14 protein-coding genes are annotated in these 20,264 nt (G+C 68.5%); 6 read left to right on the plus strand and 8 right to left on the minus strand.

What is annotated here, in order from left to right; all coding sequences use genetic code 11:
• The first annotated feature begins 1,131 nt into the window (after window positions 1–1,131).
• The 4 genes from IG78_RS0131995 (at window position 1,132) to IG78_RS44400 (ending at window position 11,074) form a co-directional block, all read left to right on the plus strand.
• Window positions 1,132–9,024: a type I polyketide synthase gene (locus IG78_RS0131995; protein ID WP_107055040.1), complete on the plus strand. Its 7,893-nt coding sequence runs from the start codon at window positions 1,132–1,134 to the stop codon at window positions 9,022–9,024.
• Between the two features lie 518 nt (window positions 9,025–9,542).
• Entirely contained in the window at window positions 9,543–9,677 is a 135-nt protein-coding gene (locus IG78_RS52275; RefSeq protein ID WP_263972742.1) for a hypothetical protein, read from the plus strand.
• 132 nt (window positions 9,678–9,809) lie between these two features.
• Window positions 9,810–10,487 carry a hypothetical protein gene (locus tag IG78_RS0132010; protein ID WP_030569822.1) on the plus strand — a complete coding sequence of 226 codons (678 nt, stop codon included), beginning with the start codon at window positions 9,810–9,812 and terminating at the stop codon, window positions 10,485–10,487.
• Window positions 10,487–11,074: a hypothetical protein gene (locus IG78_RS44400; RefSeq protein ID WP_051853101.1), complete on the plus strand. Its 588-nt coding sequence runs from the start codon at window positions 10,487–10,489 to the stop codon at window positions 11,072–11,074. Before IG78_RS0132010 ends, IG78_RS44400 begins: the two co-directional genes overlap by 1 nt.
• Window positions 11,075–11,131: 57 nt before the next feature.
• Here IG78_RS44400 and IG78_RS0132020 read toward each other — a convergent pair whose 3' ends face one another.
• From IG78_RS0132020 to IG78_RS0132050, 7 genes are read right to left on the minus strand one after another with little or no spacing between them, the layout of a single operon-like run.
• Window positions 11,132–11,380, minus strand: coding sequence for a hypothetical protein (locus IG78_RS0132020; RefSeq protein WP_030569828.1), 249 nt, complete (start codon window positions 11,378–11,380; stop codon window positions 11,132–11,134).
• Window positions 11,362–12,297: an NAD-dependent epimerase/dehydratase family protein gene (locus IG78_RS0132025; protein WP_051853102.1), complete on the minus strand. Its 936-nt coding sequence runs from the start codon at window positions 12,295–12,297 to the stop codon at window positions 11,362–11,364. Before IG78_RS0132025 ends, IG78_RS0132020 begins: the two co-directional genes overlap by 19 nt.
• Window positions 12,294–13,433, minus strand: coding sequence for a cytochrome P450 (locus IG78_RS0132030; RefSeq protein ID WP_051853103.1), 1,140 nt, complete (start codon window positions 13,431–13,433; stop codon window positions 12,294–12,296). The genes IG78_RS0132025 and IG78_RS0132030 overlap by 4 nt, the downstream gene beginning before the upstream one ends.
• Window positions 13,430–14,206, minus strand: a complete 777-nt coding sequence (locus IG78_RS0132035; protein WP_030569837.1) for a glycosyltransferase family 2 protein — start codon at window positions 14,204–14,206, stop codon at window positions 13,430–13,432. Before IG78_RS0132035 ends, IG78_RS0132030 begins: the two co-directional genes overlap by 4 nt.
• Window positions 14,203–15,711, minus strand: coding sequence for a class I adenylate-forming enzyme family protein (locus tag IG78_RS0132040; protein WP_030569840.1), 1,509 nt, complete (start codon window positions 15,709–15,711; stop codon window positions 14,203–14,205). Before IG78_RS0132040 ends, IG78_RS0132035 begins: the two co-directional genes overlap by 4 nt.
• Entirely contained in the window at window positions 15,711–16,451 is a 741-nt protein-coding gene (locus tag IG78_RS0132045) for a glycosyltransferase family 2 protein (protein WP_030569843.1), read from the minus strand. The genes IG78_RS0132040 and IG78_RS0132045 overlap by 1 nt, the downstream gene beginning before the upstream one ends.
• Window positions 16,448–17,437 (minus strand): 3-oxoacyl-ACP synthase III family protein, encoded by a 990-nt coding sequence (locus IG78_RS0132050; protein WP_225882289.1) that lies wholly within the window; start codon window positions 17,435–17,437, stop codon window positions 16,448–16,450. Before IG78_RS0132050 ends, IG78_RS0132045 begins: the two co-directional genes overlap by 4 nt.
• 385 nt (window positions 17,438–17,822) lie before the next feature.
• Between IG78_RS0132050 and IG78_RS0132055 the strand changes: the two genes are divergently transcribed.
• Complete coding sequence (locus tag IG78_RS0132055) at window positions 17,823–18,407, plus strand: Mu transposase domain-containing protein (RefSeq protein ID WP_225882290.1); 585 nt, start codon at window positions 17,823–17,825, stop codon at window positions 18,405–18,407.
• A 20-nt stretch (window positions 18,408–18,427) separates the two neighbouring features.
• Here the strand turns inward: IG78_RS0132055 and IG78_RS0132060 are convergent, their stop codons facing one another.
• Window positions 18,428–18,907: an HIT family protein gene (locus IG78_RS0132060; RefSeq protein ID WP_030569853.1), complete on the minus strand. Its 480-nt coding sequence runs from the start codon at window positions 18,905–18,907 to the stop codon at window positions 18,428–18,430.
• A 343-nt stretch (window positions 18,908–19,250) separates the two neighbouring features.
• Between IG78_RS0132060 and IG78_RS0132065 the strand changes: the two genes are divergently transcribed.
• Window positions 19,251–19,784: a GNAT family N-acetyltransferase gene (locus IG78_RS0132065; RefSeq protein ID WP_030569856.1), complete on the plus strand. Its 534-nt coding sequence runs from the start codon at window positions 19,251–19,253 to the stop codon at window positions 19,782–19,784.
• Window positions 19,785–20,264: the final 480 nt, after the last annotated feature.

Below are 20,264 nucleotides of genomic sequence, written 5' to 3' on the forward strand. Positions count from 1 at the left end.
CTCAGCACGTTCAGGTGTCGCTCCTGTGGTGAGTCTGCGGTCACAGATCAGGGGTACAGGCGATGCTGGCGGAGGTCAGTCAGTGGCCAACGTCGCGCTCATAGCGGCGGCAGCATCGCGGGCGGCCGCAAGCCAGACCATGGTGCGTTCGATAGTCCAGCGGTGTCGGCTGCCATGGTAAGGACGCGACGCCCTTGCGGGCGATGCGGGGCTGGATATCGTACCGGGACAGTCATTGCCGCAGGAGTGGTGGTTGTAGTCCTTGTCAGCGTGGATCTTGCCGGGCTTGCGCCGAAGGGGGCCTTGTCGGGACCGGATCGGCCGCGGAGTCCAGTTCGTCGAGGACCAGGTGGAACAGCTCCACACCTCCTCTGGCACCCGCGCTCAGCGCTCCTCACCACGGCCGAAGCATGCCCAGCCATGGACGATGACTTCTTCGTCGCCTCATCCAAGACCACTCTGCGCAGCGAGCCCATCAGACGCCGGCAGAGATGCGGTCACCCTGCCCTGCGTCGGCTGGTGTAAATCGCAGCTATGCGAAAGCGAGCGTGGAGATGCAGGCGGGGCCAGGCATCCACATTCGGCAACGCAATGCGTCGGAGCCTTACTGGGTGAAACGGCGTCAACTGCCGGTCCGCGCTGTACTGCTCGCCCAAGACCCGAGTCGCAACGGCCGAACCCGACCTCGCTCAGCATCCGGACAGAGGGAGACACGGCTAAGCGTCTTTCTCTGCGGTGCGGGCAACCACCTCGGTTACCGACCACGCTGCCTGTGTTTGAGCCAGCCTTATGGCTTCATCTCCTGGGGTCAGACTGCTGGACGCCAAGGCTGGAAGCCAGGTTCCCAGAGCCTTCATGACGACGACGTAGCCCTCCGCGTGGCACCGCCGACGCTTGCCCCATCCCTCGTGCGCCTTACTGCACCGCAGGTGTCACCCGTATGCCCTAACGCCCACTTGCAGGCTCTGGTGGAGTGCCAGTAAACATCGCCTGGAAGCTGTTGCGAATCCTTGTACGTCCGGTTCATCGGCGCGTGCGAGCTGTCCTGTCATCCTTGCAAGCCCTTTCGTGTGCTTGCGTTTTCCTCATTATGCGGCGGCTACAAGTAGGCGCCATTCGAGTGGAGTCGTTGTGGACGTACGCAAGTGGGATGGCACCGAAGGCGACGGTATCGCCGTGGTGGGAGCCGCTTGTCGGCTGCCCGGAGCAATCGTGGACCTTGAGTCGTATTGGGAGAGGTTGGCTCAAGGTGCTGACCTGATCACTCAGGTGCCTGAAGAGCGGTTCTACACGGAACGGTTCGTGGATCCCTCCATGCCGCGCCCGGGCAAGAGCTACACCGCAGCCGGCGGCTTCCTGGATGAGGTCGCCGGTTTCGATGCCGACTACTTCGGCATCTCACCGAAGGAAGCCTCACAGTGTGATCCACAGCACCGCTTGCTGCTCGAGCTGGCCGTGGAGGCATGTGACGATGCCAGCGTGGCGCCGACGGCGCTTGCAGGAACGGACACGGCTGTATTCGTCGGCATCTCCGACAATTCCTACGGGGCGCTGCAAATGCTGTCCCCGGAGAAGGTCAACGCCTACACGATGGCCGGAGCAGCGCTGTCGATTGCCGCGAACCGTCTGTCGCATGTGTTCGACCTGCGTGGTCCCAGTCTGATCGTGGACACCGCCTGTTCTTCTTCATTGGTCGCACTGGTCCAGGCTGTGCAGACTCTGCGCGTCGGAGAGAGCTCCGCCGCCCTCGTCGGTGGTGTCAACCTGCTGCTCAGCCCATATCACTTTGTGGGATTCTCGCAAGCGTCGATGCTTTCCCCGACAGGCAGGTGCCGTTCTTTCTCCACCAAAGCGGACGGCTATGTCCGCTCCGAGGGCGCCGGCATGGTCCTCCTGAAGCGGCTTAAGGATGCGATTGCTGACGGTGATCGCATTCATGGTGTGATCGTGGGCAGTGCCTCCAACAGTGATGGCCGCACCATGGGCCTGTCCTTGCCGCGGGTGGAAACTCAGGAGACGCTGCTGCGGCAGGTGTACGAGCGGGCTGGTGTGGAAGCCGACGAGGTGCTCTATCTCGAGGCGCACGGTACCGGGACAATGGTTGGTGACCCGGTCGAGTGCGAGGCGATCGGTCGGGCCCTGGGAGTACACCGCTCCGGCGGGTACCTGCCGATCGGTTCGGTCAAATCCAACCTGGGCCACCTTGAGCCGGCGTCCGGTATGGCGGGCCTTCTCAAGGGCCTGCTCGTACTGCAGAAGAATCAGATCCCGGCCACGTTGCATGCCGAACCGCTCAATGAGCACGTCGACTTCAACGCCTTGAAGCTGGCGCCCGTCCTGGAACACCGACAGGTGCCTCGCGAAGCCCGCGGTGTCGTAGGCGTCAACTCCTTCGGTTTCGGGGGAACCAACGCACACGTCATCCTGGCTCCTCCGCCCGCACAGGCTGCTCCTGCACCAGCCAAGCCGGGCACGCTTCCTATCGTAGTTTCCGCCCGCACCGGTGAAGCACTGGCTGAGGCGGTGCACCAGATGGCCGACTGTCTGCGTGGCACAGACGAGGAAGACTTCTACGACGTGGCGTACACCGCAAGTGTGCGTCGAGGCAAGTACCGGCACCGCGCGGTGGTCCAGGCGGCCACTGCTGCCGAAGCGGCACGACAACTGGTTTGCCTGGTCCCACGTCCGAAGCCGGAAGAACAGTCGAGCACCCCGGCGGTGGAAGGTCCTGCGGAGGACCAGCAGGGCACTGGGGCTGAGGGCAGTTCTGAGCCGATGCCATCACCCCTGGGCCAGGACAGCACAAGTGCTTCCGTCTCCTCTCACGGTGAACGCGACGCTCAGGTCAACGCAGCCATCAAGGCCGCGGTGAGCGCGCTGACATCCCTGCCGAGCAGTGCCGAGGAGCAGCCGACTTCCGTCAGTGACGACGAGGAGTCCGGTATCTCCGATGCGAACAGCCCCATGTCAGCGCGTGCGCTGGGCCAAGCACACGGGACCGGTCGCGTAGTGTTCGCCTTCTGCGGCAACGGTGCCCAGTGGCCGGGCATGGGTGCTGATCTACTGGCCGAGGACGCGGCGTTCCGTCGCGGAGTCGACAAGGCCGACGGAGCCCTTTGCCCCTTGCTGGGCTGGTCAGTGGCCGAAGTCATGGCGGAACCCGAGCGAATGGCCGACCTGTCGGCCACTGAGATCGCCCAGCCCTTGTTCTTCACCATCCAGGTGGGTCTGGTGGAGATGCTGCGTGAGCAGGGCATCGTGCCGGCCGCCTGCGTGGGGCACAGTGCCGGTGAGATCGCTGCGGCCTACGTGGCTGGTACGATCACGATCGAGGACGCTGCACGGGTCGTCGTCTCCCGGGGCAGTGCTCAGGCCGTCACTGTCGGGGCGGGGCGGATGGCCGCGACCACGTTGTCGTTGGAACAAGCCGAGGAGGCCATCGCCCCATATCCCGGGCTGGAAATCGGTTGTGTGAACTCCGGGCGCGACGTCACCATCACCGGGCCGGCTGACGAACTCGAGGCGCTGCGCAAAGAGCTGTCGACTCGGCGAGTGCCGTGCGTCGATCTGGGTTTGGACTACGCCTTTCACAGCAGTGCCATGGAACCGTTGCAGGAGCCGCTGAAGCGCGCCCTCGAGGGGCTGCAGCCTGCCGGCGAGGCGCGTATCCCGCTGGCATCCGCGCTCACGGGCGAGATGGTCGAAGGCCCGGAACTGGATGCCGACTACTGGTGGCGCAACATGCGTTACACCGTGCGCTTTGGGCCGGCTGTGGGACGGCTCATGGACGAAGGTTTCGACCTCTTCGTCGACGTAGGACCCAGCCCCGTGCTGCGTCCCTACGTGCGGCGCACAGCAGCCCAGCGCAACACACCGGCCACTGTGGTGCCCACTCTCTCGCAGGACGCCGCGGGCGCAGCAGCAGTGCGGTCAGCGGTGACACGGTTGCTTGCTGCCGATGCGGACGTGGACTGGAGTGCCCACTTCCCCACGGCGGGGAAGGTGGTTGACCTGCCCGCCTACCCCTGGCAGCGCCAGCGGCACTGGGGCGGGGGCCCAGAAGCCTGGACTGGAGGCTTGGGCAAGGGACGCTACGACCACCCCTTGCTCGGCGACCGGATGCCGTTTGCCTGTCCGACCTGGCGTGGCCCCGTGGAGCCCACCCTGGCCCCCTGGCTGCCTGACCACAAGATCGCCGGATCAGTCCTGCTGCCTGCCGCGGCGTACATCGAGATGGGGCTGGCTGCCGGACGCCGTGTGCTGGAAACCCGTACAGAGATCCAGAACCTGGCTCTGTACCGAGGTATCCCCGTGCCATGGGACAACCCCAGCAGTTTGTACCTACAACTGACGTTCAGCCCCGACGACGGCCTGTTCACCATCGCCAGCGGCACCGGACGCGACGGCCAGCCGCAAGTCAATGCCCGTGGCCACGCACGCGCACTGTTGCGCCCTCGCCCCGGGCGACTCGATGTCGCGATGCTGCGTGAACGCTGCACCCGGGAGATGAGCCGGGAGGAGTTCTATGGGGCGCAGACCCATATCGGTATGCAGATGGGTCCCGCCTTCCAGGCTGTGCACTCGCTGTGGGTAGGTGATCACGAAGTCCTCACGGCCTACCGGCACACTCAGCCCGGGGACGGTTACGAGGTCCACCCCTCACTGTTGGATGTTCCTCTTCAGTCCGGCTTCCCACTGCTGCTGGAGCTTTTCTCCGACGGGCACCGCGGATATTTGCCCTACGCCTTCGACGCCGTTCGCATCTGGGAGACTCCCCCCACCGAGGGCCTGTCCTACACACGCGAACGCAACCGGGGCAACAATGAGGTGTGCTGGGACATCGTCATGATGGACCAGGAGGGCAACGTCGCGGCCGAGATCGAGGGGTGCCGTCTGCGGGGCTTTGAGACGGCGACTTCTTCCCCGCTGAGCCGCCACATGCTGACAATGAGGGCCGCTCCGCGCGACACCACCTCCATTACTCCTGTTCCACTGCCCTGTACCGCCGTCCTTGTTGCTGAGGCGCGGCCGACGGTGAGCGACCTGTCAGCCGGCTTCAGCGACCATGACTTCGAGTACGTACGGTTCGTGTTGCTGAAGTTCATCGCGCATTCCTTCACCTCCGCCCTCGCTCAGATTCTTCCGGAAGGGGCGTCTACCTTCTCGTGGGCGGACCTACTGGCTGCGGGCGTACTGAGCAAGCACCGGGATCTGGTCTTGCATCATCTAGCATCTGCTGAGCGACAGAGCCTGGTGGAGCGCACAGGTGAAGAGAGCTGGCGTCTGCTGCGCACCACCTACCGCACTGCCGAATTCCAACAGCGCGCCGTCGCGAAACACTCAGCGTTCGCTCCCACTCAGGCTCTGTACACCCGCTGGGCGCGTCACTTGCCGCAGATGCTGCGCGGGCAGGCCGAACCCCTGGACATCCTCTTCGGTGACGGCGCGAGCGAACGCTTCGAGCAGTACTTCGACGTCAATCCTACCTCCCGCTACAACAACCGATGCCTTCGTGCCGTGCTATCGGCCGTCATCAGTCACTGGCCCTGTGACCGGCCATTGCGCATCCTGGAAGTCGGCGCTGGTACCGGGGGGACCACCGCTACGCTGCTGCCCGTTCTGCCGCCCGAGCGCACGCGCTACTGTTTCACCGATGTGACCTCGCTGTTCCTGTCCAAGGCCGAGAAGCGCTTTGCGGCCTATGACTTCGTCGAGTACCGCACCTTGGACCTTGATCGCGACATGCACGATCAGGGCTTCGCCGAGGGAGCATTCGATCTGGTGGTCGCGGCCAACGCCCTGCACACTTCGCGCGGTCTGCGAGCCGCCCTGCGGCGCGTCCGCCAACTGCTGGCGCCCAGCGGGCACCTTCTCGCCATGGAGTGCCATGATGCAGAAGTCATGGCCCCTTTGTTCGGCCTGCTGCCGAGCTTCTGGAATTTCACAGATCACGACCTGCGAGCCGACAACCTGCTGCTGCCCGCTGGGCAATGGCCGCAGGTACTGGCAGACAGTGGTTTCACGGCAGTGGAGCAGGCAGCCGACCCCGGTCAGATTACTGCCGGCTCACGCATGTCGATCCTTTTGGCCGCTGCCCCCAACTCAGCACCCGAGCCGGACCAGGCGAGCGCCATCGGCTCGGAACAGGAAGAGCAAGAGCTGCCCTCGGAATCCACCGGTAGTAAGCCCTCTGCTGCCTGGATCATCGCAGGCGAGGGCAACGGAGACAGTGACTGGCCGTCCTCCGTAGCCGACTCACTCAAGAGTTCCGCAGAGCAGGTGACGGTGTGCACCACTGCATCGGACGATGCGGCGACCTGGTCCCATCTGCTGGGCACCGGTGACAACGCGTCACACATCGTGCTCTTGATGGAAGCAGAGCTCGCAACGCCCGACAACGAGAACGACTTGCCGCCCGGTTCCGCGGAGATGGCCATCAGCGTCGCTCGTGCACGCATTCTGAGCGCTCTAGCAACTGCCGTTGCACAACAGTCTCTCGACCGTCAGGTCAGCCTCTGGCTGGTCACCCGGCCAAGCGGCGCTCTGCCCTCGCCTGAAAAGCCGCTGGTCACTGTGGATGCCGCCGTATGGGGCATGACGCGCACGCTCGCCAACGAACATACCCAGCTCACCGTCCGGCGCATCTCGCTGGAGCGGACCCACGACACGCCCGCCGATGCCTCCCGGCTGGCTGAGGAGCTGACACACCCGGACCTTGAGGATGAAGTCGCCCTTACTGCCTCCGGGCGCTTCGTACCCCGCCTCATGGACTCAACCAGCAGCCCGCAAGGCACCCTCGCGGCTGCCGAGACCTCCAGCTATGCCTTGCGGGTACACCGACCCGGTCTCTCCTACCGCTTGGCCTGGGAGCAGACTCCCGCACCCGAACCGGAGGCCGGAAAGGTCGTCGTCGAGATCCACGCAAGCGGTTTGAACTACCGCGAGCTGATGCAAGCCGCGGGCCTGCTGCCGGCCGAAGCCCGCCCCGGCGCGTCCCGCCACCCAGTCGGCTTCGAATTCTCAGGCGTGATCACTGCGGTCGGCCCCGACGTCACCCGCTTCGCCCCCGGCGATCGAGTGTTCGGCGTTGCCGAGCAGTGCCACGCCTCCCACACGCTGGCCGACACAGCAGGCATCTTCCACCTCCCGGACTCCTATTCATTCGCCGAGGGCGCCACCTTGGCCGTCGCGTTCCTCACCGTCCACTACGGCCTTGGGCACCTGGCCCGACTCAAGGCCGGCGAAACCGTCCTGGTCCACGGAGCGGCAGGCGGTGTCGGCTTCGCAGCCCTGCAGTACGCCAACCTGTGCGGTGCACGGGTCATCGCCACTGCTGGCAGCCCGTTCAAACGCGACATGCTGCGTTCGCTGGGTGTAGAACACGTACTGGACTCACGGAGCCTGACCTTCGCCGAAGACACCCGCGCTATCACCCTCGGCCAAGGCGTCGATGTAGTCCTCAACTCCCTGGCCGGTGAAGCCATCCCCCGCGGGCTTGAAGCACTGCGCTACGGCGGCCGCTTCGTCGAACTGGGCAAGCGAGACATCTACGAGAACAAGCCACTGCTACTCGCCCCCTTCAAGAAGAACATCGCCTTCTACGGCGTAGATCTCACCGCCCTGATCTTCGACGAGGAGGCCGGCACGTCATTGATGAGGGAGGTGGCCGAACGTGTCAGCAACGGCTCCTACCGTCCGCTCCCACATGCTTGTTTCCCCGCCGCACGGATCGACGAAGCATTCAAGCTGATGCAGCACTCCCGACACATCGGGAAAATCATCGTCACTCACGACTCAGAAGACGACCCATCCGCCGTTCAGCGCTGCGTACCGGATCGCACACTCGACCCTGAAGCCACCTATCTGGTCACCGGCGGTCTCGGTGGTTTCGGTGCCAAGACAGCCCAATGGCTGGCAGACCACGGCGCCAGGCATCTTGCTCTTGTCGGCCGCCGCGGCCAGGAGTCACCCGAGGCATCTGAGCTGCTGGAGCAACTCGCAGCACACCACGTCAGGGCCACCGTACACGCCGCCGACGTGACCGATGTGAACACGATGCGTCACATCCTGCGACGTTGCCGAGAGGCCGGACACCCCGTGCGCGGCGTCGTGCACGCCGCCATGCAACTGGACGACCACGTCCTTGCCGATCTCGACGAAGACCGGCTGTGCACCGCGCTCGCACCCAAACTCGCCGGTGCTGCGGTCCTGGACACGGTCACGCGCGAGGAAGACCTCGACTTCTTTCTGCTGTACTCCTCCGTTTCAGCAACTGTGGGCGGCGTAGCGCAAGCCAACTACGCCGCAGGCAACCTCTTCCAAGAAGCCCTCGTACGCAGTCGGCGTGAGAAGGGGTTGCCGGGTAGCGCAATCGCCTGGGGGGCGATCAGCGACACCGGCTATGTGGCACGCAATGACCTCACCCGCATGCTGCGCCAGGCGGGTGTTGATGTGATCAGCCCGGAGGAAGCGCTGAACGCGGTCAGCGACACCCTGCTCAGCGAGGCGGACTTCACCTGCGTGGGCCGATTCGACTGGCAATCGATGGCCGAGTTTCTGTCGAAGCTCGATTGCCCACGCATGCGTAGCTTGCTGCCTGAGCTCAGCAGTGAGACCCGAGGAAAGACCCGGGAGGAACTCCTGCGGGCCTTGGCCTCCATGAGCAGCGAGGAATCGCTGGCCTTTGTCGCCGACTCACTAGCCGCAATGCTCGCTGAAACACTGCAAATGCCCGTCGAGCAGCTTGACCACACCCGCCGGCTAGACGAATACGGCATGGACTCGCTCCTGGCCACCGAACTGTTGGTCAGCCTTCGCCAGCAGTACGGCATCGAGATCCCACCGATGGAACTCTTGCGCAGCAACGGCACCGTCGACGATCTTGCACGTATCGTGCACCTGCGCCTCGGGCTCCTCACCGCACGCGAAGGTGTGGGTCTGCCAGGGCCTCGACACGAACAGAATGTGACCACGCCAGTACAAGAATCTGTTGACGCCAACGCGAGCACCTCGACCGCTCCCTGAGGGCTCACAGAGAATCAACGGGCTACGTCCCATAGGTGAGTGCGTCAAGTGGCAGGGCCGTAAACCGATGGCTGGGGGTGCCTCAAGTGCTGCAGAGGCACCCTCCCCGCCTCATGCCCTGTCGCCCCGGAGTCTTATGAAACTCACTGTCCTGTTCCGCACGAACAGTGCCCTGTGGGCTGCCCCGCTGGCGCTCGGGCTGGTGTCGTTCTACTTCTACGTCAGCTTCTTGAAGGCATACGAGTTCTCCCGGGGAGACATTGCATACGCCCCGGAGATCGTCTCCGCCGTGCTGGATCCCATGGACGCCCTCGCGTACGCGACGGCTTCCAGCCTTGCGGCATGGGAGAGCGGCCGGATGAAACGTGACGGGGTGTGGGCCGGCGCCCCTGCCAGGGGCCGCTCCGTCATCTGCGCACACGCACTGCTCCCTGCCCTGACGCCCGCCTGGGCCATGCTCGTGTTGCCCGTTGTCCTGGGGTTGGCAAGCGAGGGGGGCGGCGTTCACGCCGGAATGTGTGCCGCTGCTGTCGATGTCGTTGTTCGTCACCATGGCGCACTGCGTCATCGGCTTCATCGCCGGACAGGTCGTGCCCCGGCTCATCGCAGCACCGTTACTGACGGCGGGCGTGTTCTATGCCGTGTCCTCGTAGGCCTCCTCCGGGGACCGCCTGTGGCCCCGCCACGTTTCCGGGGCCTTCTCCACGATCCTGTCGTTTGGGGAACGGACGACGTGGGCCGGACTTGCCCCCCATGTCCTTTTCACCAGCAGCATCGCACTGGGCATGGCGCTGCTCGGCCTTGCGGCCCAGCACCACCGTTTCCGCATCGTGGTGGCCACGATGTCTTGCGCGGTCGCCCTCGCCGGGACGCTGACCTCCTATGCCATCGTCAAAGACTGGGACCACACCGCACCGCTGTCGATCGGCCACGCGGACATGGACTGCGTGGGATCGGCTCCCCGGGTCTGCGTCCCTGAGGCCGGAGGCGCGGACGCCGCCCAGGCCCGGGCGGACGCGGTCGCTGTGTTGCGCGCACTGGCCGCGGCAGGCGCAAGGGTGACGCCGCCGCGCACCATTTCCGACAGCGTCATCAACGGTGCATACTTCCGCCCTTCCAGCAGCGAGATCTGGTGGCTGCCTCTCACCACCAGCCAGCGCGACGCGACCTCACGCTTGCAGGTGCTGACACAGGCAGTCCGGTTCCCCTGCACGGTCACCACTGACGAAGTCGCCGGGCGCAGCGCCATGCTCTGGGCAGCGAAGAACACCGGCCAGGAGAAGCGATTCCTCAAGGGGCAGCGAGAGGAACTGGCCCAGTTCGAGGAGGGCGACGACGTAATCGCCGTGATCAAGAAGCGCGTTGCGCAAGTACGACACGCACCTAAGGCCGTGCAGGCGTCCTGGTATCAGGGCGAGCTTGAGCGCGCATGCGCCGACGTGCGTGAAGAAAGCGACACGTGATGTGGTGGGTCAAGGCACGCCGTGCGCAAACGCTGCTGCCCGCAGCACTGGCTTGTCTGACTGCGCTCGTCCTGCTGGTACAGGACACCGCGTCGCAGTTCCCGTCGCTGCGCACCGGCGACGACAACCCGGTCATGCTCATGCTGCTTGTCCCCCTCCCGCTGTGCGCCGCATTGCTGGCGTCGCTGGAGTCACGGCTGCCCGCCGCCGAGGACGCCCCCGCACGCCGCGTCCGCCTTCGGGACGCGGGACTCACCCTGGCCGCCGTCACCGCCGCCACAGTGATTGGTGTCGGCGTCGGCCCGCTTCTGGACTCCGACGCCGGCCCGGCTCTGGGCCGCAACACCGCCTTCTTCGTCGGGCTGATGCTCTGCACACGGGCCGTGGCCGGGCAGCCCGCCGTCATGACACCCGTCCTGTGGTTCGCTGCCGTCGTCTTCTTCGGCTCCGACCGCACCGGCCATCCCGCCCCCTGGACGGTGCTCCCGCACACCGCCGGCAACCGGGCCGCCGCCCTCACGGCTCTCCTGACGCTCACGGCCGGCCTTATCGTCCAGATGAGCACCCGCCCGCGCGCCACCACCTGACCCGCCGAGACGGAAGGCACCCACCATGACCCTCGAACTCCGCTCGTGCACCTACGCCTACCAGCCCTGGACCCGGCCATGGACCACACTGCACGCCCGGTTTCGGCGGTGGACCAAGGACGGCACCTTCGGGCGGATGCGCCTGGCTACCTCGATGTCGGCGATGGCGACCCGTTGCAGGCCGTCGGCGACGGACAGGAAGCGCAGCAGTTCCTCCACGGCGCCGGGGACGAGAGGGAGCTCGGCACGCAGGGCGGTGGCTCCTGACGCTGGACGCGTCGCCGCGCTCAGACGGCTCTGCGGCACGGAGTTCCATGCTTCCCGTCGCAGCCCTCGTAGTCCTTGAGGGTACGACCAGCTACCCATCCTTGAGACTCGGCCCTGCACACGTCCAGGACGACGGAGTGCGCGAGTTGGTCGACGGCGTAGCGGGTGAGCGGCGGCTCCGCGTGCGGGCGCAGCCGGCCCAGCGCCTCAGCGGCGCCCGCCACGGTCCGGGCCATTGGCAACGGGACGTGGCCGATGCGTGCCCGTACGCCGTGAGCACGCAGGACCGTCCGGATCGCCTCGTCCCGGTCGTACGGCGCCGGGTCGGCGATGTTGTATACGCCCGGCGGCCAGCGGGCGGCCAGCAGGCAGGCGTCGGTGAGGTTCTCAACGGCGGTCAGGCTGAGGCGGACGCTGGGCCCCGGGAGCACGAGCAGTCCGCGGCGGACGCGGGACAGAAGCCGGGGCACCAGGTGCGGGTCCCCGCTGCCGTAGACCGCCCGCGGCCGCAGCACCACGGCATCCGCGGCGAGCGCCAGTGCCTCACCGGCGGCCTTGGTGCGGCCGTATGCGTTCAGGTGCCCGTGCACCGGATGGTCCTCGGTGACGCGGGAGCGCCCGCGGCCGGGCGCGTAGACGCTGGCGCTGCTCACCCACACCACCGGCCGGCCGGCAGCCGACTCGAGCAACCGGGCCGTGCCCTCGACGTTGACGGCGTGCATGGCGGCCTCGGCGGGGGAGCCGGGCACCGGGTCGCCGACGGCCGCCGCGCAGTGCACGACGATGTCGGCGCCGGACAGGTCCGGCACCTCGCGTGCGGCGTCCCAGGGTATGTGCCGGCCGACCGGGCCGGGGCGTCGTCCGAGGCACAGGACGCGGGCGCCACGCGCGGCGGCCGTGGTGGCGACGTGGGAGCCGCAGAAGCCGCTCGCTCCGGTGACGGCGATCGTGATCATCGGCTCTCCTGGGATTGACGGGCGGCGACCGCCCGGACGGTGAGGGAACGCCAGCCCGGCAGGGCCGCGCTCCGGTCGGCGCGGGCGCGCAGGACGGTGGGGCGGTGGGGGGCGAGCGCGGCGAGGGTGTCGTCGAGCTGGGCGCGGGCCAGGCGCGCGCCGGGACAGGCGTGGGTGCCGGCGCCGAAGACGAGCTGGGTCACGGCGGACGGAACCGGGTGACGGGCGTCGGGCAGTTGGTCGTGGGCCCGGGCGGCGTGCCGTGCGATCAGGATCAGGCGGTACCCGGCCCGTACCGGGCAGCCGTCCAGCTCCGCGTCGGCGGCCGCCACACGGGGCAGCAGCGGGGAGGGAGCGATCACCCGCAGCAGTTCGCCCACCAGGGCCGGGCGCAGCCGGTCATCGGCCGCCTGCTCCCAGAGCTCTCCGTCGGCGCACCAGGCGACAGCGCGCGGGAGGGCGGCGACGGTGGTGTTGACGGCGGCGACCGCGAGCATGGCCCGCAGGGCCGGCTCACTCGCCTCGCCGGATGTCGGGGCGAGCAGCGCCTCCAGTCGCGTGGTCGCTGCGGCGGCCGCGCGTGCCGTGCCCGGCGGCCGGGGACCGGGCAGGTGGTCGCGTATAGCGGCGGCGGCCGCCGCAGCGGCCGCGGAGGCGATGGCCATCGGGTCGCCGGTTGTGCCCAGCAGCGCGCGGACGGTGGCCCCGGCCAGTTCACGGGCCAGCGGTACGAGGTCGACGTCGCGGCCCGCACCGAGTGGGGCGAGACGGCGGTCCAGGACGTCCCGCCACACCGGGCGCAACTGCTCCACCCCGGCTGCGCCGAGATCGTCGGCGAGGGCGCGCCGGGTGGCGCGGTGTCCGGTGCCCTCCTGGTCGAACAGTGTGCTGCCCGCGGACAGTTCCCGTGCGGCGCCGCCGGTGGTGCCGGCGGCGGTGCGGTCCAGGGGGATACGGGTGAGGGCCTGCCGGTAGGGCTCGGTGCCGTGCACCAGCACCGCGCCGCCGATGCGGGTGACCGCGCGGCGGCGGGTGGCGGCGAGGAGGGCGAACAGCACGGGGTGGGAGCGGGTGTACACGCGTCGGTCGCGGCGCCGGGCGGCGCGGAGGGCGGATGTGGTGGGAACCGTGGTCACCTGACGTGCACCTGCTTCGGGTCGGCGGGCCGGTAGCGGCGGTCCCAGCACCACAGGAGGGTCCGGCGGGTACCCCAGGCCCGCAGGCGGCGCAGGCTGGTGTGCACCACCATGCGCTCGGCCCGTACGATCCGGTGGCTGTGCTCGCGCGCCCGGTTGAGGAGGACGACGTCCTCGGGCGGGCCCTCCAGCGCAGTGCGGGGCGTGCCCCCGCAGCGCAGGTAGAGGTCGGCCGTGATGGCGAGGTTGTGACCGTGGCACAGCACGTAGGGCGCGCGGTAGCGCGGGTGCCGGTGTTCGGTGCGGTAGCGCCCGTACAGCGCGGTCGCCCTGACGACCACCGGGAGCAGGTACCGCTCGGCGGGTGAGGGCCGCTCGTCGCGGCGCGGAAGGCTGCGGCCGCAGGCCATCTCCGTCCCGCGCGCGAACTCCTGGCGCGCCGCGGCGATCCAGTCGGCGGCGGGCAGGCAGTCGGCGTCCGTGCGTACGAGCAGTGCGGCGCCGTGTGCGACGGCGTACCGGAAGCCGGTGTCGACGGCGGTGCCGGTGCCCTGCTCCTCTTCGTGGACGAGGTGTACGGGGAAGGGCGCGGTGGCGGCGAAGCGGCGTACGACGGCGGCGGTCGCGTCGGTGGAGGCGTTGTCGACGACGGCGAGGGCGAAACCGGTGTCGGTCTGGGAGGCGAGTGCGGCGAGGGTCGCCCCGATCCCGGCCTCCTCGTTGTAGGCGGGCAACACGGCCCACAGCAGCGGCGCGCTGCCGGACGCGGTCATCCCCGGCTCCGTCCATTGAGGCGCCGTCCACCGAGGCGCCGTCCACCGAGGCGCCGGGCGGCGAGGCGCGCGGTCGCGGCGCGGTCGGGCTTCAGCGAGCGGCCGGACAGCGGGATGTCGGCGATCAGCACCGCGTCCGGGCGGGCGGCGCCCATGCGCTCCAGCGGTCCGTTCAGGGCCGCACGCAGCGCGTTGTGGTCCGCCCCCGGGCTCGGCTGGACGACGGCGACTACGCGTTCGTCACCGTCGCCGACCGGTACGCCTACGAGCAGGGCCAGTTCGACGCCGGGCAGGTGCAACGCCGGCTCGTACAGTCCCGGATAGATGTTCTCCGCGTGCCGCAGGATCATGTCCTTACGGCGGCCCTCCAGCACGATGCGGCCGCCGTCGAGACGTGCCCGGTCGCCGGTGGCGACCCATGGGTCCGGGTCCTCGCCCAGGTAGCGGTCCCGCACGGCGGAGCCCGACAACAGCAGCTCCCCAGCCGAGTCTGTCTTCGCCACGACGCCGGAAAGGGGCGAGCCGACCAGGTCCCCCTCACCGGTGAAGGCGGCCTTGTCGGCCTGCTCGACCGCCGCGGCGGGGAACAGCTCGGTCAGCGCGTAGACGCCCCATGCCTCGTCGGCCCCCGCGCGCTTGACGCGGCTGAGCAGTTCGGCGCTCGCGGGAGCTGATCCGGTCCACACCCGCCCGCTGAAGCGGGCGCCGTCCGCCAGCAGCCGCCTCAGTTGCGGTGGCGTCAGATAGGTGGCCTGCGGGGCGAGACGGCGCAGTTGGCGGCGGAGCACAGGCGCGGAGCGGGCGGGCAGCGCGACGGGCGCTCCGCTCACCAGGGACGGTACGAGGACGAAGAATGTGCCGCCAAGGACAGGCCGCCCGGCATCGGGCCGTACCAGCTCGGCGACCGTGGTCATGCCGGCGGCGAGCGAGGCGCGGGTGTGCACCACCGCGCGGGGCCGTGAGGTGGTGCCCGAGGTGAACACGATGACCGCGTCACCGTCCCCGTCCACCGGCGGCGGCAGCGGTACGGCCCGGACATCGGCGTCCAGGGCGGGGGCGCACCCGGGCAGCCGTGGTCCGAGCGTGGCCACCGGTCCCAGTTCCGCGAGGTCGGGCAGGGCCAGGCGGGCCCGGCGGGCGAGCGGCCGGGCCCATCCGGCGACCGCCTGGGCGGCGGCGTCGGCCAGGACGACGTCGGGGCGAGCCAGGGCGAGCCGGGCGCGCAGCACGTCAGGCCCGGCGCCCGGGTCGAGCACTGCGGCCCGGGCGCCGAGCCGGTGCACGGCGAGCATCACCGCCAGGGCGCGGGGCCCTGGCCGTACGGCGACGCCGACGGTGCCGCCGCGTCCCACACCCCGCCGATGGAGAGCAGTGGTGTAGCGGTCGGCGAGGTCGGCCAGCTCGCCGTAGGTGGCCTTGGTGCGTACGGCCCCGGTGCGGGTGGCGCCAAGGACGGCGGGCCGCTCGGGGTGGCGGCGCAGGGTGTGGGCGAGGGTGTCGAGCATCAGCGCGGGTCCTCCCCGTGAGGGCCCGGGCCCTTGTCGAGGTACCAGCGGGCGGTGCCGACGAGGCCGTAGGCGCGCAGCCGACGAGTGGAGTTCTCCACGACCATGTCGCGGGCGTGGACGATGGCGGTGGTGTGGCGGCGCACGCGGTTCAGGAAGAGACGGTCGGTGGGGGAAGGACGGCGCGGCATCCCCCCGACGGCTTCGTACAGCGCCGCGGTGACGGCCATGTTGTTGCCGGCGTGCATCCGGTAGGGGGCGAGATAGCCGTGCCGGCGGTGGTGGGCGGGGCGTATCCGGCCGAAGAACGCGGCGATGCGGACCAGCATGCGGAAGGCGGCCCGCCCGAGCGGTCCGTGCTCGTCACGGCGCGCGTCGATGCGCCCACACACCAGGCCCGCGCCCTGCTGCAGGGCGGCGCGTGCCCTGGCCGTCCAGCCGGGGCGCGGCAGGCAGTCGGCGTCGGTGCGGGCCAGCAGCGTCGCGCCGTGCTCGATCGCATACCGGAAGCCGGTGTCCACCGCGCAGCCCACGCCCTTCTCCGGTTCGCTGAGGACGTGGACAGGAAAGGGTGCCCAGCGGGCGAAGTCGTAGGCCACCGCGGCGGTGCCGTCGGTGGAGGCGTTGTCCACGACGACGAGGGTGAAGTCACGGTCGCGCTGGGCCGCGAGCGCGTCCAGCGTGGCGCCGATGCGCGCGGCCTCCTGGTGCGCGGGCACCACGATCCACAGGGAGCTCATGCCTTCTCCCAGACCATGGTCATGATGCTCACGCCGCCGCCCAGGCCCACGAAGAGGACCCGGTCACCGGCCCGCAGGTCCTCATGGACACGGTCGAGCTGGACACCCAGGGTGGCGCTGGCCATGTTCCCCAGTGCGGGGACTGTGACGACGAGCCGGTCCCGTGGGACGCCGGTGAGCTCCACGAACCGCTCCAGGTATGGCACCGTGACCTGATGCACGAGGATGTGCCGGAAGTCGCTCCACGCCAGACCGGTGCGCTGCCGCATCCGGTCGAGCACCGACGTGCCGACCTTCTCGAACACCTCGCGCAGCTCGCTGCCATCGCCGTGGAAGTACGTGTGCTCGTCGCCTCTGGGATGGCGCGAACCACCGCCGAAGATGCCGCCGACCGACCAGTGCTCGGAGTGGGTCTCGGTGTCCACGTCGAGGATGCCGCCCCGCTCCACCGCCTCCAGGACGACCGCGGCCCCAGCGTCTCCAAAGGTGTAACCCGCGAATCCGTCCCGCAACTGGTCGGGGCCCGAGGGGTCCTGCCGCACCGCGCGGCTCGGGGTCTCCCCGGTGACGACCAGGGCCCGGCGGGCACGGCCGGCGAGGATCATCGCCCGTGCCATGTCGATGCCGTTGACGAAGCTGTTGCACGCGTTGGTCACGTCCAAGGCGTGTGCCCGGGAACCGAGTCCAGCCTGGACGATGTGCGCGGTAGCCGGTTCGGCAACGTCCCGCGTAGCGGAGGCGAATACCAGCAGGTCTACGTCGTAGGGGGCGAGCGCGGCCCGGTCCAGCGCCGTACGCGCCGCCCGCACCGCGAGCGTCGAGGCGTACTCGTCCTCCGCGGCCGCCCGGCGCGAAGCGATGCCGGTGACCCGTTCGAGCATCCGCGCCGGCAGGGACAGCCCGGAGGCCGCGGCGATCCGTTCCTGCAACTGCCGGGACGTCACTTCGAGCTCCGGCAGGCAGGAGGCCACTGCGGTGATACCCACCCGCCGGCACACCGGTCCGGGAGTAACGTGGTCTATATGCATGGGCTGGACGGTACGAGCGAATCAGGACAGCCCGCCTGAGTGCTGGTACTCAACCGAGGTAGGTGATCGACTCAGACACTGCCTCCCCGCAGTGGCCGAGCCCGCATGCGCGTCACGGTTGGCTGCTGGACGCCCGTCGGGTGCTCCTGGGCAAGCTCGAAGGTGTATGAACGAGCCCGTCCCATGCCGCTTGAAGACCTGCGCGATCATGTCGACGGCAACCTGATCCTGCTTTCGCGCTCAGGCCCGGCCCTCGTCGTCGTGGAAAACAGTGGCTACCAAGGCGCCCGCGAGGAGGTACTGCGCCCTTTGTCCCGTCTGGGCCGTACGGCAGCGCCTACTCTTGCACCAGGCCGTCTGCCATCCCTCCAGCAGGCAGGTCACCGCGGCCTTCGCTGACGTCGCGAAGTACTACGGGGCCGGCGTCGACATCTGCCCGCCACGGTGCGGGAACCGCAAAGGCGTCGTGGAGAAGGCCAACCACTCGGCAGCTCAACGATGGTGGCGGGCCGTCCCGGACCACCTGACGGTTGAGCAGGCCCGGTCCGGGGTCGACAAGCTCGCGCTGCGCATGGACGAACGCCGCCACAGAGTCGACGGGAGCACAGTCACCGTCGCCGAACTGGCCACCGGTGAACCGCTGTTGGACCTGCCGGTCAGGCCTTTCCCGGCCGAACTCGAAGTGGGACGCGCGATCAGCCCACAGAGCCTGGTGTCCTTCCGCGGCAACTTCTACTCGGTGCCGCCAGGCATGCCCGGCGCCCAGGCCCGCCTGGTGCACCGGCTCGGCGAGGACCACCTCCACAGCGTCACCGCCGCCCGGGCCGTGATCGCCCAGCACCGGCGGGCCGCCGACGGCGCGGGCCAGACCGTCCGCGACGCCGGACACGTGATCACGCTGGAGCGGACGGTGCGCCCGCCGACCTGACGGTCGGCGGGCGCACGCCGTCAGCCCATCGAACGCAACCGATCCAGTTCGCTCCCGATCCCGTCCCGCAACACGTCATGCTGCGGCCCGAGCCTGAACCCCTCGTCACTCCACCGGTCACCCGGATACAGCCACACAGGCTTGCCCACCAACTCGGCCGGCTCCCACTCGAACCGCGGCCAGACGTGGGCATGCAAGAACGGGTCGGTGTTCCCCAGAATCTCCAGGTTGACCCGGCGGAAGCCGGGGTCCAGGTGTCGGCAGACGCGCTCAACGGCTTCTCCGAGCCGGTCCATGTCAGACAGAAACGACAGCCTCCTCGCCCTCGGCAGATCAGACAGCCGCTGAACACCTGGCTCGTCCACGAGGAGAACCGAGTACCCCGGCAAGAACTGAACGTCACCGATCACCGCGAACCCCGACGCGAGCCGCCGCAGCACGGTCGGGTTCTCACCTCGCAGAGCAGCCCCGATCCGGTCCATCCGCCAGTCACCATTCATGGCCCCAACTTAGCCACCGGTGAACAAGGCCCGATCTTCGCTCCCCAACCTCCCCACATACGTCAAGAACCAACCAAGTCAGGCGAGGAGCGGCCATGGCCGTTTTTACGGGTCTGGCCGCGATTCCGTGAACGATCTTGGTGCTGTGGCAGACTGCCGCCGCATCGGTCTCACCTCGCAACCTCGCTGCCGAAGTGGCACGACATCTGCCCAGCCATCGGCCCGATGTTTCACCCGTCACGGTGTGCGCTGCGGGCGGCGTGCTGCCTCGCGGTCCCCGCGTGGCAGCACGGCCGAGCGCCGGATTACCGATTAGGCCATTTCCTTCGGCAGGATGGGCGCCATGACTGAGATCCGCACACCCCGCCTCCTCCTGCGTCGCTGGCATGACGACGACCTCGCGCCGATGGCGGACATCAACGCGGACCCGCAGGTCATGCGCTGGATCGACGACGGCTCGGTGCGTGACCTGGACCACACCGCAGAGGCAATCGAGCGGTGGGAGGAGGAGTGGGACGAGGAGGGCTTCGGACTCTTCGCCGTCGAGCTGCTGGCCTCGGGTGAACTGGCAGGCTTCACGGGTCTGTCCGTGCCCGACTTCCTGCCGGAGGTAGGGCCTGCCGTGGCAATTAGCTGGCGGCTCGGCTCACAGTTCTGGGGCCAGGGATATGCCTCCGAAGCTGCCCACGCCACGCTGGAGTTCGCGCTCCAGGACCGCGGCCTCGACCGCGTCATCAGTATCAACCGGGTGGGTGACGATGCCTCCGGGAACATCCTCCGCAAGCTCGGCATGGTGCCCGAGCGGGAGACGGCGCACCCGGAGTACGGCTATCCCCTGCAGGTTCACACCATCGATCTCACCGAGTTCCAGGCATGAACCAGTCGCACCATCGATCACCACAAGACAGCCGACCGTTGTTCATACGTCCCTGACTGACCGCCACGCGACTGACCGCCACGCGGCGGACAACCCGGCAAAGCTTGCCACGTCCGTCGCCGACCTGCGCCTTCACGGAACTGCGGCCAGAGCCGTTTTCACGAATCGCTGACGATTGACGGACCTGTCACGTCCGTTCTCGGCCGGGCGTCTTGTCGGACACTGCGGCAACCCCGCCTGTTCTGAGTGTGGAGAACACCGCTTCGGAGTTTCCGTGCGTCGCCGTAGCCCACGTTGTCACACCGAATTGCCGAAGCACCACAAGCCCCATCTCCCTTGATCGGGAGGTGTCCGAAAACAGGACGTCACCTTATGCGGCGGCTTACACCTCGCGGCTCCCGTCGTTACTTGGCGCGCATGGGAACGCGAGGGGCGCCCCCGCGCTCCGCGGCAGTCGGCACCGCAAGGCAGATATGGCGA

This window comes from Streptomyces aureocirculatus (genome assembly GCF_000720475.1).
Classification (GTDB): Bacteria; Actinomycetota; Actinomycetes; order Streptomycetales; family Streptomycetaceae; genus Streptomyces; species Streptomyces aureocirculatus.